We start from the raw sequence: 16,280 nt of genomic DNA on the forward strand, positions 1-16,280 counted from the left end.
CAACGTAAAATTAAGATAATAGATGTTCATACTCATAATAGGTGGCTCAGTTACGCTTATGGCTAAGTTTATGCTTATGAATTAGTTTACTAAAGCTAAATAACTGTTAATATAGCTGCCTATACATCCCTCTTTATACTCATTAAAATAAAAGTTTTGGAGTAATCATGTCACGTCAATCAATCTTAAAGCCATTATTACTGTCTGTGGTGCTTAGTAGCTCAGCCGTTGGCCTTTCTGGGTGTGGTTATAATACCTTGCAAGCGCAAGATGAGCAGGTGGCCGCTGCTTGGTCAGAGGTGGTGAACCAATACCAACGCCGTGCTGACTTGGTACCAAACTTAGTTGAAGTGGTCAAGCAGTATGCCAATCATGAGCAAGAAGTGTTGACCGATGTTGCTGAAGCACGTTCACGCGCTGGTAGCGTTCAGTTAACTCCTGAGGCACTGAATGACCCACAAGCAATGGAAAACTATCAAGCTGCACAGGCGCAGATGACCAGTGCGTTGTCACGCTTAATGGCGGTATCTGAGCGTTATCCAGACCTCAAAGCGGATCAGCGCTTTGCTGACTTACAAGCTCAGCTTGAAGGTACCGAAAACCGCATCACTGTGGCACGCAATCGCTACATTCAAGAAGTGCAGACTTATAATACCACTGTGCGCCAGTTCCCAACCAACTTAACCGCTAAGGTATTTGGTTTGGACGCCAAGCCTAACTTTAGTGTGGATAATGAAAAAGAGATTTCAACTGCGCCAAAGGTTGATTTTGGTGATTAGTGATAGGCGCTCAACCAGTCGCTTTAATCTAATAGCTTTAACTTAATATAAATGTGGTGATGATGCAGATGCAAAGGTTAAAACATAGCTTATCCGTGACGTTACTTTTAGCAGCCAGTGTGCTTACCCCAACTGCCAGCTTGGCGGTAGAAGACACAGCATCATCGCAGCAGATAAATAGCCAAACTCAACAAATGGTAGATCCAAGCGTTGAGGATATGATAGCCATTACCCGATCTGCTCAACAAAATGAAGCCATTAATGATGCGGTGCTGGGTAATGAGGCGATTCGAGAAGCGCTTCCTAACCCCGATATCGGTATTGCCACTGCGGAGGATGCGCCAGAAGCCAGTGCTCAGTCTTCTGGGGCCTCTGGTCAAGCCCAGCCCCGTCAATCCAGTGCGCAAGCGGTAGAAAGTGACAAGCTGATTTTAAACTCGCCTGTGGTTGATCAGGCCAATATATTTTCGCCACAAGAAAATCAGATATTAAGCCAAAGACTGCGCCATATTTATCAACAAGGCTTGGCACAAGCAGCACTAGTAACTGTACCCACTACCAATGGGATGAATATCTTTCAATATAGCATGCAGGTGGCTGACCGATGGAAGTTGGGTAATAAAGACACAGATGATGGCTTGCTTATCCTTGTCGCTGTTAATGATCGTAATGTCTACATCTTATCTGGTTATGGACTCGAAGGTGTACTGCCTGATGCTGCACTAAAGCGTATTATTGATGAGCAAATTACGCCTTCATTTAAGCAAGGCGATTATGCGGGTGGTTTGATACGTGGTATCAATCAAATCGAAACCCGCTTGCAGACCGATCCAGAGATATTGGCGCAGTCTGATGCCTTAGCCAAAGAGCGCAGTCAAGCACAAATGGATGCCGATGCGCCCTCATTATTTGGTACTTTCTTAATAGCCTTAATTTTTGGTTTGTTTTTGACCTCAGTATTTGGGCGTATTTTAGGCTCTTTGGTGGCGACAGGTGGCTTTGTGGTGATGTCGTTGTCCAGTGGCTCTGGACTGATTGCCACTTTGTTTTTAGCGGTGTTTTTGTGGCTGTTTTTGATATCACGTGGCGGTGGTAGCAGCGGTCGAGGTGGCCGAGGCGGTGGTGGCCGTGTGGTGGTCTTCCCAAGTAGTGGTGGCGGCTTTGGTGGCGGTGGTTTTGGAGGTGGCGGCTTCGGCGGCGGTGGTTTTGGTGGCGGCGGCGGTGGCTTCGGTGGTGGTGGCGCTGGCGGATCTTGGTAAGATATAAGCTAACTGGTAGCCAGCATCTCCAACTAACGCAACAACACTATTACACTGTATTTAATGTTTTATTTTTAATAGTTTTAATAATAGCTTTTAATAGTCTTTTTACGTTCCATTTTAACGTCCTATTTTGAGGTATAACAAGATGCAACACCCCCCTGTGCAACCACCTTCTAAGTCAGATGCCTCAGTAGGACATCCAAATGTGGCAGAGGGTCATGTCGTTGTCAGTCAGCCAAGCTTTGCCAGGTTATGGCGCCAAGCAATATTTATTCCAATATTACACAATCGCTGGCTCACAGAGACAGTGATGCAGCGTCTGACACAGCAGGTTGGTAAGGCAGAAAAAGGTCATCGTGGCGAGGTATTTTTGGTCATTGAAAATCACTTGCCCATCCATCAAGCCTACCGTGTTGGCAGCCGTGAGCGGGCGATTGACTTATTTAGTAACTATCGGGTTTGGGACACGGAAGAGAACACTGGGGTATTGGTGTATGTCAATATCTGTGAGCACAGCCTTGAAATAGTCGCTGACCGTGGCATCAATGCCCATGTTAGCCCAACTGTCTGGCGTGCTATGTGCGATAAGGCGCTGGCTGGTATGGCGAAGGGTAAGATGGAACAAAGTTTGACCGATTTGTTGGCCGAAATTGGATTGTTATTAAGACGCCATTATTACTTAGAAGATGATCCAGCAGGCAATGAGCTGTCAGATACCGTGGTGTTCCTAAGATAATGGCGTTTTGGCTGTAACTATTATAGCTAATAAGTTTTTATAGCTAATACCCCACTCTCAACTTAAAATGCAGGCTGTGATTTATGCGGGATTTAGCTCCCTTCCTTTTCCTGTTAGCCAAGCACAGCTTGACTCTTGCGAAGCTAAAAAGCTCCCCCAGAGCTTTTATTAACGCTTCTCAGGGCTGGGGATGGATTTTCGGTAAACATCACTAAAATCCCCCTAAATCCTCCTTTGAAAAAGGGGGACTTCCATCCTTGTCGATATTTTGTAACAAATGAGCTATACAGATACTGTCAATAAACCAATTATTGATGTTGCCAACTATTCTTGTTGAGATTGACGTAGCTAATGGGCTTTTATTCGTGATACAAGCTGATGAGTTACAAAGCGTCTACCAGCTTTGGCAGTATTTCACCTGCTTTACCGGCCAACTCGACATCGACCAGTGGGTTTTGGGTTGGGTTTAAATTAACCTCAATAATGGCAGCACCTTGCTGTTTTGCCACTTGCAGTAAGCCAGCAGCAGGATACACCAAGCTAGAGGTACCAATACTAATAAACACATCACAGTCATTGACTGCGTGTTCTGCATAGCGCCACTCTTGTTGTGGTAGCATCTCACCGAACCACACAATATCTGGACGAATCAAACCCTCGCAGTGCGGGCAGTGCAGAAGCGAGTCTTGGCTATAATCCACTGGTTCTGTATATGGGGAGTCACAGCCACTGCATTTATTGCGCCACAGATGCCCGTGCAAATGTGTCACCTTGCTGCCAGCTTGCTCATGTAGGTCGTCGACATTTTGAGTGATGAGCGCCAAGGTTTTATGTTCGGTTTCTGCCCATTGTTGTAGTTTGAATAGGGCGTGATGTGCAGGATTAGGCTGCTTGTCTTTTACTAAGTTGCGACGCCATTGATACCATGACCACACCATTTGTGGGTTGCGCTCGAAGGCATCAATACTGGCCAAATCTTCAGCACGGTAGTTTTCCCAAAGTCCAGTTTGCTTGTCACGAAAAGTTGGAATACCACTTTCTGCCGATATACCAGCACCAGTAAGGATGCAGATGCTTTTGGCTTGGGTCAGCAAATCAGCCGCTTGTGTTAATTCAGCTAAGGCGGTCATATCAGACATAAGTCAATCTCCTTCTTACTATCCTTCTTTTTTGTATGCTTGAATCTTTGTTGGTGACCTTTTTTATGTGGATTAGGGTCGTTAACTTTCTTTATGGTAAGGTTATGACGATACATATCAGTATGGTAGATTGTAGCGCATAATACAAGATGAGCTAGGGCAGCGGCTGGTATCAGAGTCGCCATATTAACTTTATGTTGAATTCGGTACACTATTAAAATAGGCACATTTAAAATAGGCACATTATTGAAATAGGCACGTATTTATTGAGCGTGCACATATTGGAGTAATTATGAATCAGATGATAAGTGGACCTGTGCTACTATTGGCATTGGGTCTGGTGATAATGGTGCTGTTCGCAATTGCGTATTTCAAAAAGCCAAAAACAGGTGCCGCTACCAAAACAAGCTACAAAGTGAAGGGTAACAAAGCAAAAGTTACCAAGGCGAACCAGTCACTGTTTAAAAGCAAGCCTGGCGCTTTTAACACCACATCTAACAGTCAAAGCTCACGCCAAATTTCAAGATTAAAAAAACGGATAGAGAGCCATTTTCCGCAGTTTGTTGCTATTGCTCGTGACAATCACTTGGTGCTAGAGCGTGCTGACCAAAAAGTGGCCATGTTGACAATAGATGCTCAAGCCACCTTAGGGCGTCGTCGTCTTGGCGAAGTGGCAGTGATTAATTTTCATAATTTACCCAGCGTTGAAGAGTTACGCATTGAGCTAAGCGGCGTGTAAATAAGCTATCGGGCTGATTGGCGCCGTAAAGATTATTAACCAAATTATTATAGGCTTAAATCATGATGCAGTGGCAAGACGAGAAAAGCGTAGAAGATGTCATATTAAGAGAGCAAAATCGGCCAGATACTGGTTTTTTGTCTTGGTCAAACTATATCAAGCAACACAAAGATGATGCGCCGCTGCGTTATGAAGTAGCGCAACAGTTTTTGCCGTGGCCCTTGGGATTTAAAGAGTCGGTATTGGCTCTGCGGGCTATGATACGTGGGCAGAAAAAGCAGCAGGGCGATTACCAAAGGTTATTATGGCGTCTATATCAGTTAGCTGCTTGGGAGTCTTTTTATCCTAAACAATCCGATCGGGTGGGTGAGCCTGGTTTTAAAGTATTTGTACAGTTTCCTGGTGCAAAGGTTACTGGCTTAGAGATGGATTATCGGCAGCTAGGTTATCAGCAGTTAAAACTGTTGACCAAAACTGATGCCAAAATGTTGGTTGCGCTGTATGGTGAGCCACAGGCACATTCGACTTTATATGACTTGTATCCACAGGTGTGGGCTGAAGCCGAAGACTGGTATTTGGCACATTTTAGCAAAGAAGCAGTCGACTCTACGAAACCAGAATATTCAGCTCAACCCAGCCAATTCTCATCTGCTGCTGGTATCAGTAGTGCTGCCAAAAAATATACAGCGGATGGACAGCTTGTCCCTATCTTTTGGAGCCGTGATAAAAAGATGCAAAAGCAAATGCTTTATATTGAAAGCGCCACAAAAGCAACGAAAGTCTCCTCTAAACCTTTTGCAAAACTAAAAAATAACAAACTTATGGCAAGGGTTCGACAAATATTGGCTGATATTAAGCCAAGGCAGCTGTTCGCAACCATTCAAGCAGGTATGGGGAGAGGTTAAGTTTGTAGTTAAAAACTAACGGGTTGCTGTATTTGCAATATTTATAATAATCAATATTTATAAGAATAAAGGCGGAGTTTTTAAAAAGATAGAGCAGGCAAGCGTTGCGTTACGAAAAGGAGTGTCATATAGAAAGTGCGCTCGGCGGGGATCGAACCCACGACCCTCGGCTTCGGAAACCGATACTCTATCCAACTGAGCTACGAGCGCATATAAGATTTTGTTGCTGTGGTTTTAGGCGAATTAGTTTAACAAAAATTGGCGTAAAAACCAATGTATAAAAGAGTAGTGCCGAAAAACTAATTATTGAGTAGCTAATTATTGAGTAGAAGATAGCGACAGAGATTAGATAGCTCTACAAATTTGATAGCATAAAAAGCAGAAAACTATAAATAAAAGCCATAAACAATAGGAAATATCTGGACGGTTAATGCTATGATAATTCACCTAAAAGTGGCATATAATAGTGAATTGTCGTTATAGTCATCATTGAAACATGGCATTTAACCCTGTTTTTCCCTTATAATACTATGGAAAAGAAATTCTTACTGATTTATTGTTTATCTATTAAAAACTGATACATTAAAGTTAATATGTTTATAGTTCGTTTAATGTTAATGCGTTAAGCATGACTGTTTTCAACACAGAGACGTTAACGAACTGATACACTAAAATAATTTAATCAATCACACACAACGGTAACGGTTGGTCTAGCTTTTATTATTTTGCCATGACTGCTTTTATCAGTTGTTCCACAAAGAGATTGTGACGCATGAAAAAAATCGTGATGTTATCCGCCGCCGCCATTCTTGGTCTTTCAGGTATTACCTTAAGCCAAGCTGAAGACGTCATTGATACGACAGAGGAAGTAGTTGCTGCTGAAGCTGAAGCGACTGATGCTGATGCCGCAGAAGAAACTGCTGCAGCCCCTGCGCCAGCTGTGGAAGAAGAGCCTATTCCTGAAGACTCACCACAAGTGAAAAAGCTCATTGCTTTATATCCTAAGCTAGTAGAGCGTATCCAGCCTTATGGTAAGGTTTGTTTTGAAGGCGATACCAATTGTGATATTACATTAACCGCTTCTGCTGGTGCTTCTGCTGATGGTGAGCCACGTGATGGTAAGGCTGTTTATGACGCTATTTGTCATACCTGTCATGCGGCTGGTATTGCTGGTGCGCCAAAAGTGGGTGATGCGGGTGCTTGGGGCCCACGTATTGCACAAGGTACAGCAACTCTTTATGATCATGCCATCAATGGTTTAAATGCGATGCCTGCCAGAGGTGGTGCGGATATTCCAGATGAAGAAGTTCAAAACGCTGTTGACTATATGGTCGGTGAATCTAGTTAAACTGGTGTTAGCTAAGTTAAATTTAATATAAATCAAGTGAGATTTGATTGGCAACTACTGACAGTAATATGTGAGTTAGTTGTTATTATTGCTTGTTATTTGCTTGATTTAACTTATTAATTCTTAATTAATTAAGGCTTTATAGTTTTTATATCGCTTATTTTATTATTGATTGATACCCCAATCTCAACTCTTTGCGTAGGCTGTGGCTTTAGCCCAGCATATTTAGCTAAAAATTAGGTTTTGCTGGGCTAAAAGCACCAGCCTACATGGGATTGTAATTAGTTGAGAGTGGGGTATTGATATAAACAGTGATTTAATAGCGATAAACTAGTAACAGCGACAAACCAACAGTAACAAAGAACGCTTACCACACAGGTGAGCGTTTTTTCGTTTGGCTATTTTGACTGAGCTTTAAAATTCATTTTAGTTTTTAATAGTGAGACCTAACTTGGGTTTAATTATTAAATTTTGCTACCATATAGTAGGGGTATGAAGATTAGTAGGGGTATGAAGATAAAGAACCTTAAAATCTGCGCTTTAATCCAACACCTAAAACTTAATAACTGTTAACTGTGATTTTATGACTAATTTAACGCCTGCATTACAAGTAAAGAACCTGACCAAAACTTATAGTAATGGCTTTACTGCTTTAAAAAATGTCAATCTAACCGTACCTCAGGGCGGTTTTTTTGCTTTGCTTGGTCCCAATGGCGCAGGGAAATCAACCATGATTGGCATTATTAGCTCGCTATTTAAACCAACTGAAGGTAGTGTCAAAATCTTTGGTACAGATTTATTACAAAATCCATCAGTTGCCAAGCAATATCTAGGTATCGTGCCACAAGAGTTTAACTTCAATCAGTTTGAGAAAGTGGAAGATATTTTAATTAATCAAGCAGGATACTTTGGTATTTCAGCAAAAGAGTCTAAGCCACGTGCCAAAAAGCTATTAACTGCTTTAGGTCTATGGGACAAGCGCAATAATAAAGCGCGTGAGCTGTCTGGTGGTATGAAACGGCGGCTGATGATTGCTAGAGCATTGATTCATAAGCCTAGATTGTTAATCCTTGATGAGCCAACCGCTGGGGTGGATATTGAGTTGCGTCGTTCTATGTGGGACTTTATGCAGCAGATTAATACAGAAGAAAACACCACCATCATCCTAACTACCCACTATTTAGAAGAAGCTGAGCAGTTGTGTCGCTATATCGCTATTTTAGATCATGGTGAAATTCGTATTAATACCGAGATGAAGGACTTGTTGTCAAAGCTGTCCATTGAAACCTTTGTATTGGATATGGCTAAGCCGATAAATGAGCCGATTCGGATAGAAGGTGTAACGGCGGTATCTCAGCCAGATGCCCAGACGCTAGAAGTCACACTGAGCGAAGGTGAGTCATTGAATCAGGTATTTACTCAGTTATCAGCACAGGGGATTGAGATATCCAGTATGCGTAATAAAGCCAACCGTTTAGAGGAGCTGTTTATGCGCTTGGTCGAGCAAGGGATAGAGACAGAAGATAGTATGGCGGAGGCAGGGTTATGAGTAATAGTGGTGCAAATAATATAACAGAAAATCGTATTGACGATGGTATGAGTGTGACACAAAAGTGGATCGCTTTTCGTACGATTGTCGTTAAAGAAATACGCCGTATTTTACGTATTTGGCCACAAACCTTACTGCCACCTGTGATTACCATGAGTTTGTATTTTGTTATCTTCGGTAAGATGATTGGCTCACGGGTTGGTGAGATGGGTGGTGTGCCTTATATGCAGTTTATTGTACCAGGCTTGATCATGATGTCAGTCATTACCAATAGCTACTCAAACGTAGTATCAAGTTTTTTTAGTGCTAAGTTTACCTCTAGTATTGAGGAGTTATTAGTCTCGCCAGTATCTAAACATTCTATCTTGATGGGATATATCAGTGGCGGTATTTTTCGAGGCTTGATGATAGCTATTATTGTCTCTTTAGTGGCGCAGTTTTTTACCCGATTGGGCGTTGAGCACTTTTTTGTGATGTTATTTACAGTGCTGGGTACGTCAATATTATTTTCACTGGGCGGTTTTATTAATGCGGTGTTTGCCCGCTCATTTGATGATATCTCTATCATTCCAAGCTTTGTGTTGACGCCTTTGACTTACTTGGGTGGGGTGTTTTATTCGTTAGAAAATCTGTCTGAGTTTTGGCAAAACGTGTCGTTGTTAAATCCAATTGTGTATATGGTCAACTCTTTTCGTTATGGCATTTTGGGCTATTCGGATGTCAATGTGTGGTATTCAATGTTGGCAATATTTATTTTTTGCATCATCTTTTATGTGATTGCTTACCGCTTATTGGATAATGGTTCACGCCTAAGGTTGTAAATTAGCAATAACAGATTATCAGTCACTAATCAGAAACTACCAACGATACAAGAGCATATATACAAGACACGCCCTAGTAAAGATTACAAAGAATAGAACCTATAAGCGTAAAGACCATAACGATTAAAGATAAGATAAATAGGAAAAATTATGAGCATACATGGCGTATTAGGGGAGATCACCAGCTATCCAAAAACCTATCAGCCCGATACTTTATTTGCCATCGAACGTAAACTAGGACGTGATGCCATTGGCTGGCAAGCGGATAAATTAGCAGTCGGTATGGATTGGTGGCATGCATTTGAAGTGTCTTGGCTGACAGAGCAAGGTATCTCACAGGTGGCGATTGCTCGATTTGGTATTCCAGCCAGATCACCCTATATTGTTGAGTCTAAGTCATTAAAGCTGTATCTCAATAGTCTAAACTTCACTGAGTTTGCCAGTTGGCAAGCGGTAATAGACACCATCACCAGCAACTTGTCTGCTTGCGTGGGTGCTCCTGTAACCGTTGAATTATTTGAGCTAGATGCATTGACACAAGCTACTGATAGCACAAGTGGATTGCTGATATCACAGCCAACAGGGCAGTGCATTGATCAGGCGCTAGAAGGCTCAGGCAAAATTGAGCTACTGGCAGATCCAGATGCCAGCTTGTTACAGCCATTAAGTTCTGTTGATTTAGAGCATCTTAAATCAGCTGATTTAGTGGCGCAAGGTGGGGTGCAACAACAGTTTTATTCTAATTTGCTGCGCAGTAACTGCCCAGTCACAAATCAACCCGATTGGGGCACTTTGGCCATTGATATGGTCAGTGAAGAAGGGGTGGATGCAGGTAGCTTGCTGCGTTATATTTTAAGTTATCGTCAGCATAATGGCTTTCATGAGCAGTGTGTGGAGCAAGTCTTTGCTGATCTTAGCCAACGATTTAACCCTAAAAAGTTGATGGTGCGTGCTTGGTATACACGCCGTGGCGGTATTGATATCAACCCTTGCCGAGTGAGCGCTATTGAACTATTGCCAAAGCCAAGCCGGTTGGTACGTCAGTAGTATTCGCACTATAACCTGATAAATCGCTGTACAACTAATCGCTGCACAACAAGCAGCAAAAAATAGCAATCCACACTCTAAGACACCCTATCTAAATGAGGCTTTGCCAGCTAAAGAGTATTGAGTTTAATACTAAAACTGGCATTGATGACTTTAGGTAGGGTATCTTATTAATATAATTTTATTGACAACTCGGATAAAACATTGGATTATAAGATTTTGATTAGTCAGTTAATCAGCTCTATCGAGCCAGTTAACTTAAAGTAGCAACTATTGCAGGCTTACCGTCTGCTTTAGGGTAGTTATTTTAAATGTGATGGGTAACGCAATTAGATAGCAAAGACTATTTTGTAATTGTAATGCTCAGGGACTTATCGGTCTACAGTGACTAAGTATTCAATCTTGCCTTAATGTAATAGCAATCGCTTTAATTGAACATAGATTGAAAAGTAATAATTTATACTCTTTGATCAAAGTATTAAACATAATACCAAAACAAAAGATATGAATTACTTGCTTATTTAATTTGATTTTTTTGTGAGCTTGCATTGCCTACTTTGCAATCTAACTATTTTGCATTGTAATCTAAGTAATCTAAGCTTTATGGGTTGCAAAATACCAAAAAACACACTAATCTTATTAAATTCTTAATGCTAGTCTAGCAATCATCTCACTGTCCGTTTTAAGTTCCATATCACATGGCAAAAGCCTTATGATATTTTTTGTCATGTCTGGATGGTTATTAAATTATCTGGAAAAAACTGATAAAAAAAGCTTAAAATGATAAGTTATTGGTTTTTAAATCAAACTCGTTGGTTTCAATGAAAGAAAGCAAGACAACCAAGTTTAAAAGCTTTTGGGTACAAAACAGATCCAAAATGAGCTTTTAAATTACATCCCGCAATGAATAAAGGTGATGACAGTGACCGAAACAACCCAAAGCCCTAATATGACAGGGCACACCCAAACAGCGCACGCTGCCATTAATTTTGGAAAAAAGCGTGAACTTCTAGAAAATGGCGATGGGCCAATCATGCTCTCCGGTGGCGAAATGCTCGTCCAGTCTTTAATTGATGAAGGCGTGGAGTATATTTTTGGTTATCCAGGTGGTGCTGTATTGCACATTTACGACGCCATATTTAAGCAAGATACTATTGAGCACTTATTAGTGCGTCACGAGCAAGCAGCAGGTCATATGGCAGATGCATATTCACGCCGTACAGGTAAGCCAGGTGTAGTATTGGCAACCTCAGGTCCAGGTGCAACAAACACAGTAACTGCTATTGCTACTGCTTTTATGGACTCAATTCCTATGGTTGTTATCTCAGGTCAGGTACCAAAATACCTGATTGGTGATGATGCATTCCAAGAAACAGATATGGTCGGGGTGTCACGTCCCATTGTTAAGCACAGCTTTCAGGTGCGCCATGCCAGTGAAATCCCAGAAATTGTCAAAAAAGCTTTTTATATTGCTCAGTCAGGTCGTCCCGGTCCTGTGGTCATCGATATTCCCAAAGACACCACAGCGCCACATGAAAAGTATGAGTATAACTATCCTGATACAGTAAATATTCGCTCATATCAACCGTCAGTAAAGGGTCACAATGGCCAAGTCAAAAAGGCAGTAGATGCGTTATTAGCTGCAAAACGTCCAGTGTTATATTCAGGCGGCGGTGTCATTTTGGGTAATGCCCATAAAGAGCTAACCGCATTAGCACACAAGTTAAACTTACCAGTGACAAACACCCTGATGGGGTTAGGGGCTTTTCCTGGTTCAGATCGCCAGTTTATCGGTATGTTAGGGATGCATGGAACCTATGAGGCCAATATGACTATGCATCATGCTGATGTGATTTTGGCAATAGGCGCTCGTTTTGATGACCGAGTGACCAACAATGTACAGAAGTTTTGCCCGAATGCAACGATTATTCATATTGATATAGATCCAGCATCTATTTCAAAAACCATCATGGCCGATATTCCTATTGTTGGTGATGTTAAGTCAGTATTAACTGACATGCTTGAGCTGCTACAAGGTGATGATAAACAGCTAGATCAGCCAGCACTTCAAGACTGGTGGTCACAAATCAATGAATGGCGCAAGCGTCATGGTCTGCGCTATGATACCAGTACTGAGCATGGCATGAAGCCGCAAGCTGTGGTCGAAAAGCTATATGAGCTGACCTCAGGAAAAGCAATTATTACCAGTGATGTTGGTCAACACCAGATGTTTGCTGCGTTATACTACAAATATGATGAGCCACGTCAGTGGTTAAACTCAGGTGGTCTGGGTACTATGGGTGTCGGCCTGCCCTATGCAATGGCTGCCAAATTGGTTGAGCCTGAGCGTGATGTAGTGTGTATTACGGGTGAGGGTTCAATTCAGATGAATATTCAAGAGCTTTCTACTTGCTTCCAGTATGGGTTGCCTGTAAAAATCTTGTGTTTAAATAATGCCCAATTGGGTATGGTAAAACAGTGGCAAGATATGTTGTATGATGGCCGTCATGCTTCGTCATATATGGAGTCGCTACCAGACTTTGTGAAGCTTGCTGAAAGTTATGGCCATGTCGGGGTGAAAATAACAGATCCTGAAAAGCTTGATGAGCAGCTGGCTGAAGCCCTAGCTATGAAAGACAAGCTGGTATTTATCGATGTGTACGTAGATCGTCATGAGCATGTATATCCTATGCAAGTTGCCGGTCAGTCTATGCGTGATATGTGGTTATCTAAGGGGGAGCGTACCTAATGCAACAACATCTAATCTCTGTACTAATGGAAAACGAAGCTGGGTCGCTATCTCGTGTGGTCGGTTTATTTTCGCAGCGTGGTTATAATATTGAAACCTTAAACGTTGCACCAACGGAAGATGAAACTATTTCCCGTTTGACCTTGACCACCAATGCCAGTCGTGAAAAAATTGAACAAATTACTAAGCATTTGCATAAGTTGATTGAAGTCGTTAAAGTTATCGACCTGACTGACAATCCTCACGTTGAGCGTGAGCTTATGTTGATTAAAGTTCGGGCGACAGGTAGTGCTCGTTCTGAAGTCAAGCGTAATGCTGATATTTTCCGCGCCCATATCGTTGATGTAACTGCTAATTTGTACACCATCCAGATTGTTGGTGATGGCGCAAAATTAGATGGTTTTATTGACGTTATTGGTCGTGATCGTATTTTAGAAGTGGTACGTTCTGGGATTATTGGTATTTTACGTGGTGATCGTACGCTTAGCATTTAAGGTTAATCTGCTAATTGATCCAATTGTTGTTATATCTCAAGGTTGACTATCAACATAAACTATCCATTATTTTCAAAACTTAGCGTATTGAAAGTATTTAAAAAATTATTGAAAAGGATTAAATTATGAACGTTTATTACGATAAAGATTGTGACTTATCAATCATCCAAGGCAAAAAAGTAGCCATTATCGGATACGGTTCGCAAGGCCATGCTCATGCATTGAACTTACAAGATTCAGGTGTTGATGTGATTGTCGGTTTACGTGCTGGCTCAGGTTCATGGAAAAAAGCAGAAAATGCTGGTCTAAAAGTATCTGAAGTAGCTGATGCGGTGCAAGCAGCTGACGTAGTGATGATTCTAACCCCAGATGAGTTCCAAAAATCTTTATATGAAGACGTGATTGAGCCAAACATTAAAGAAGGTGCTACGCTTGCTTTTGCTCACGGTTTTGCAATTCATTACAACCAAGTTGTACCACGCAAAGACTTAGACGTCATCATGGTTGCACCAAAAGCGCCAGGTCACACAGTACGTTCAGAGTTTGTTAAAGGTGGTGGTATTCCAGATCTTATCGCTGTGTATCAAGACGCGTCTGGTCAAGCCAAACAAGTGGCACTATCATATGCCGCTGGTGTTGGTGGTGGTCGCTCTGGTATTATCGAAACCACGTTCAAAGATGAAACAGAAACCGACCTATTTGGTGAGCAAGCCGTCTTATGTGGTGGCGCAGTAGAACTGGTTAAAATGGGCTTTGAAACTCTAACTGAAGCTGGTTATGCCCCAGAAATGGCCTATTTTGAGTGTTTACACGAGTTAAAGCTTATCGTTGATTTGATGTATGAAGGCGGTATTGCTGATATGAACTACTCAATCAGTAATAACGCTGAATACGGTGAATATGTCACTGGTACAGAAGTAATCAATGAGCAATCACGTGAAGCAATGCGCAATGCACTAAAACGCATTCAATCTGGCGAATATGCTAAGATGTTCATTGCAGAGGGCGCAGCCAACTATCCATCAATGACAGCACGTCGTCGTAACAACGCTGATCATGAAATTGAAAAAACAGGTGCTAAGCTACGTGCAATGATGCCTTGGATTGGTGGTAATAAAATCATCGATAAAGAGAAAAACTAATTTAAAACCAATAGAATGAATAGATAGGTTTTAAGTTGTTTTTAGAATGACTAGCCCATATGTCCCTGACATGTGGGCTTTGTCTTTTTGCAGATTGACTTTAAATAAGCAGCTTTTGCTCTTTTTATTGGTTGTGTCTTTAGCTTATTTGTTGAAAAAAACTAATAAAGGTGGCAAGTTCTCCTTTTTCAGTTTAGAAAATCATAGATTTTCTCTTGCGTCGGGGCAAAGCAGTGCTTTGCTTTATCCCTCCTCAGGGATTTAGGGGGATTTTACGATACTTATTAAAAATCCATCCTCAACCTTGAGAAGCTTTGCTAACAGAGGAAGGAAGGGAGTCAAACCTTACATAAGCCAAAGCCTATATTTTCAGTTGAGATTGACGTACTTAATATTAGATATTACACATAGGAAAAAATAATAAATGGTTACCCAATGGCTTGCTCGTATTGATTCGCAAATAATATTCGTCGTGCTTAGTGCACTGGTTGCCATCTTAATTTGGGCAGAAGGGCAAATGCTCAAAACAACCAATGGAAGAATACCCAAAACTACTTTTTTTAAATTTTGCGCCATTATTGACTTTCTTTGGGTTCCTATCTCAATTATCTCGATGTATTTGTTAGATATGGATGGCATCTATTTGGTCGTCCCCATTGCCTATCAGATCTATGCTGTCGCTGGTTGGATTTATAGCAACCGATTAATTAAGCGTAAAGGCATACCAGATATAGAAAAGTTTGAGGTGTCTTTGTCTTATATTGCTTATTGCCAATCTTTTGCAATTGTGTTTTTTGTCTTGTGTCTCTCAGTCGCCACTTATGGCATAATTTTGTCAGAATCTATGGCTGGATAGCTAAAAGATGAAGATCGGTATCAAATTTTGAAAACAGTTACATCAAAACAACCAAAAGTACAGATATAATTAGGACATGAGATACAAAGCTGTTATACTAGCCATTAGTAAGTAAGTTACTTTTTGAATGGATAGCATAGCTACTGATTCAAACATGACTGCATTTTATGGTAGTGGTGTATAAAGTATCTGTTTATTAGAGTGAAGATTAGTTCACATTCTAATCAATAATACTCGATTTACGCTTTCTACAGGCACATCCGCTACAACCGTAGTACGTGCCTAATAAAAGCATCATGACTATAGTTAAATCATTTTTTATTAGGAAAAGTTATGTCAGAACGTGTACAAGGTACTGTTAAGTGGTTCAACGAAGCAAAAGGTTTTGGTTTCATCGCACAAGATGATGGCGGTCAAGACGTATTTGCTCATTACAGTGCTATTCAAGGCAGCGGCTTTAAAACCCTTGCTGAAGGTCAAAAAGTTACTTTTGTACTAGGCCAAGGCCAAAAAGGTCCACAAGCTGAGCAAATAGAAACAGCTGAATAGTTTGGTGATAAGCTTTGACTGACTAAGTAGTATCTGTCATCTATAATAGGTGAAAGAGTCAAAGAATTATAAAAGACAACCCTCTAAAGAAGGTTGTCTTTTTTTTGATTTAGCTTTCAACTACAATAAACAGTCAACTACAATAAACAGTCAACTACAATAAAC

The 16,280-nt window shown here is 41.2% G+C and carries 15 protein-coding genes and 1 tRNA gene; 14 read left to right on the top strand and 2 right to left on the bottom strand.

The window, feature by feature from the left end; genetic code table 11:
• The first annotated feature begins 167 nt into the window (after positions 1 to 167).
• From H140_RS0101445 to H140_RS0101455, 3 genes are all read left to right on the top strand, one after another.
• Complete coding sequence (locus H140_RS0101445) at positions 168 to 779, top strand: LemA family protein (RefSeq protein WP_019671876.1); 612 nt, start codon at positions 168 to 170, stop codon at positions 777 to 779.
• A gap of 62 nt (positions 780 to 841) precedes the next feature.
• The gene (locus H140_RS0101450; RefSeq protein ID WP_019671877.1) at positions 842 to 2,038 is read left to right on the top strand and encodes a TPM domain-containing protein; all 1,197 of its coding nucleotides are present in this window, start codon (positions 842 to 844) and stop codon (positions 2,036 to 2,038) included.
• A gap of 148 nt (positions 2,039 to 2,186) precedes the next feature.
• Positions 2,187 to 2,777 carry a TPM domain-containing protein gene (locus H140_RS0101455; protein ID WP_019671878.1) on the top strand — a complete coding sequence of 197 codons (591 nt, stop codon included), beginning with the start codon at positions 2,187 to 2,189 and terminating at the stop codon, positions 2,775 to 2,777.
• 383 nt (positions 2,778 to 3,160) lie between these two features.
• Here H140_RS0101455 and H140_RS0101460 read toward each other — a convergent pair whose 3' ends face one another.
• A complete protein-coding gene (locus H140_RS0101460; RefSeq protein WP_019671879.1) occupies positions 3,161 to 3,916 on the bottom strand; it encodes an SIR2 family NAD-dependent protein deacylase in 756 nt (251 codons plus the stop codon).
• Positions 3,917 to 4,208: 292 nt separating this feature from the next.
• On the opposite strand from H140_RS0101460, the gene H140_RS0101470 reads away from it, so the two are divergent.
• The gene (locus H140_RS0101470) at positions 4,209 to 4,655 is read left to right on the top strand and encodes a hypothetical protein (RefSeq protein ID WP_019671881.1); all 447 of its coding nucleotides are present in this window, start codon (positions 4,209 to 4,211) and stop codon (positions 4,653 to 4,655) included.
• 62 nt (positions 4,656 to 4,717) lie between these two features.
• Positions 4,718 to 5,560 carry a hypothetical protein gene (locus tag H140_RS0101475; protein WP_019671882.1) on the top strand — a complete coding sequence of 281 codons (843 nt, stop codon included), beginning with the start codon at positions 4,718 to 4,720 and terminating at the stop codon, positions 5,558 to 5,560.
• 136 nt (positions 5,561 to 5,696) lie between these two features.
• Here H140_RS0101475 and H140_RS0101480 read toward each other — a convergent pair.
• Positions 5,697 to 5,770: transfer RNA gene (locus H140_RS0101480), tRNA-Arg, on the bottom strand.
• A gap of 562 nt (positions 5,771 to 6,332) precedes the next feature.
• Here H140_RS0101480 and H140_RS0101485 point away from each other — a divergent pair.
• The 9 genes from H140_RS0101485 (at position 6,333) to H140_RS0101530 (ending at position 16,115) form a co-directional block, all read left to right on the top strand.
• On the top strand, positions 6,333 to 6,908 hold the full coding sequence (locus H140_RS0101485; RefSeq protein ID WP_019671883.1) for a c-type cytochrome: 576 nt from the start codon (positions 6,333 to 6,335) through the stop codon (positions 6,906 to 6,908).
• Positions 6,909 to 7,491: 583 nt separating this feature from the next.
• Complete coding sequence (locus tag H140_RS0101490; protein ID WP_019671884.1) at positions 7,492 to 8,457, top strand: ABC transporter ATP-binding protein; 966 nt, start codon at positions 7,492 to 7,494, stop codon at positions 8,455 to 8,457.
• Positions 8,458 to 8,504: 47 nt separating this feature from the next.
• Positions 8,505 to 9,278 (top strand): ABC transporter permease, encoded by a 774-nt coding sequence (locus H140_RS0101495; RefSeq protein WP_026348734.1) that lies wholly within the window; start codon positions 8,505 to 8,507, stop codon positions 9,276 to 9,278.
• Between the two features lie 150 nt (positions 9,279 to 9,428).
• Positions 9,429 to 10,325, top strand: a complete 897-nt coding sequence (gene queF, locus H140_RS0101500) for an NADPH-dependent 7-cyano-7-deazaguanine reductase QueF (protein ID WP_019671886.1) — start codon at positions 9,429 to 9,431, stop codon at positions 10,323 to 10,325.
• Positions 10,326 to 11,358: 1,033 nt separating this feature from the next.
• Positions 11,359 to 13,074, top strand: coding sequence for an acetolactate synthase 3 large subunit (locus H140_RS0101510; protein WP_026348735.1), 1,716 nt, complete (start codon positions 11,359 to 11,361; stop codon positions 13,072 to 13,074).
• Positions 13,074 to 13,568 (top strand): acetolactate synthase small subunit, encoded by a 495-nt coding sequence (ilvN, locus tag H140_RS0101515; protein WP_019671889.1) that lies wholly within the window; start codon positions 13,074 to 13,076, stop codon positions 13,566 to 13,568. Before H140_RS0101510 ends, ilvN begins: the two co-directional genes overlap by 1 nt.
• 125 nt (positions 13,569 to 13,693) lie before the next feature.
• Positions 13,694 to 14,710, top strand: a complete 1,017-nt coding sequence (gene ilvC, locus H140_RS0101520; RefSeq protein ID WP_019671890.1) for a ketol-acid reductoisomerase — start codon at positions 13,694 to 13,696, stop codon at positions 14,708 to 14,710.
• Positions 14,711 to 15,134: 424 nt separating this feature from the next.
• Positions 15,135 to 15,566, top strand: coding sequence for a hypothetical protein (locus tag H140_RS0101525; RefSeq protein ID WP_019671891.1), 432 nt, complete (start codon positions 15,135 to 15,137; stop codon positions 15,564 to 15,566).
• Between the two features lie 333 nt (positions 15,567 to 15,899).
• A complete protein-coding gene (locus H140_RS0101530; RefSeq protein ID WP_019671892.1) occupies positions 15,900 to 16,115 on the top strand; it encodes a cold-shock protein in 216 nt (71 codons plus the stop codon).
• Positions 16,116 to 16,280: the final 165 nt, after the last annotated feature.

It is taken from the genome of Psychrobacter lutiphocae DSM 21542 (assembly GCF_000382145.1).
GTDB classification, from domain to species: Bacteria; Pseudomonadota; Gammaproteobacteria; order Pseudomonadales; family Moraxellaceae; genus Psychrobacter; species Psychrobacter lutiphocae.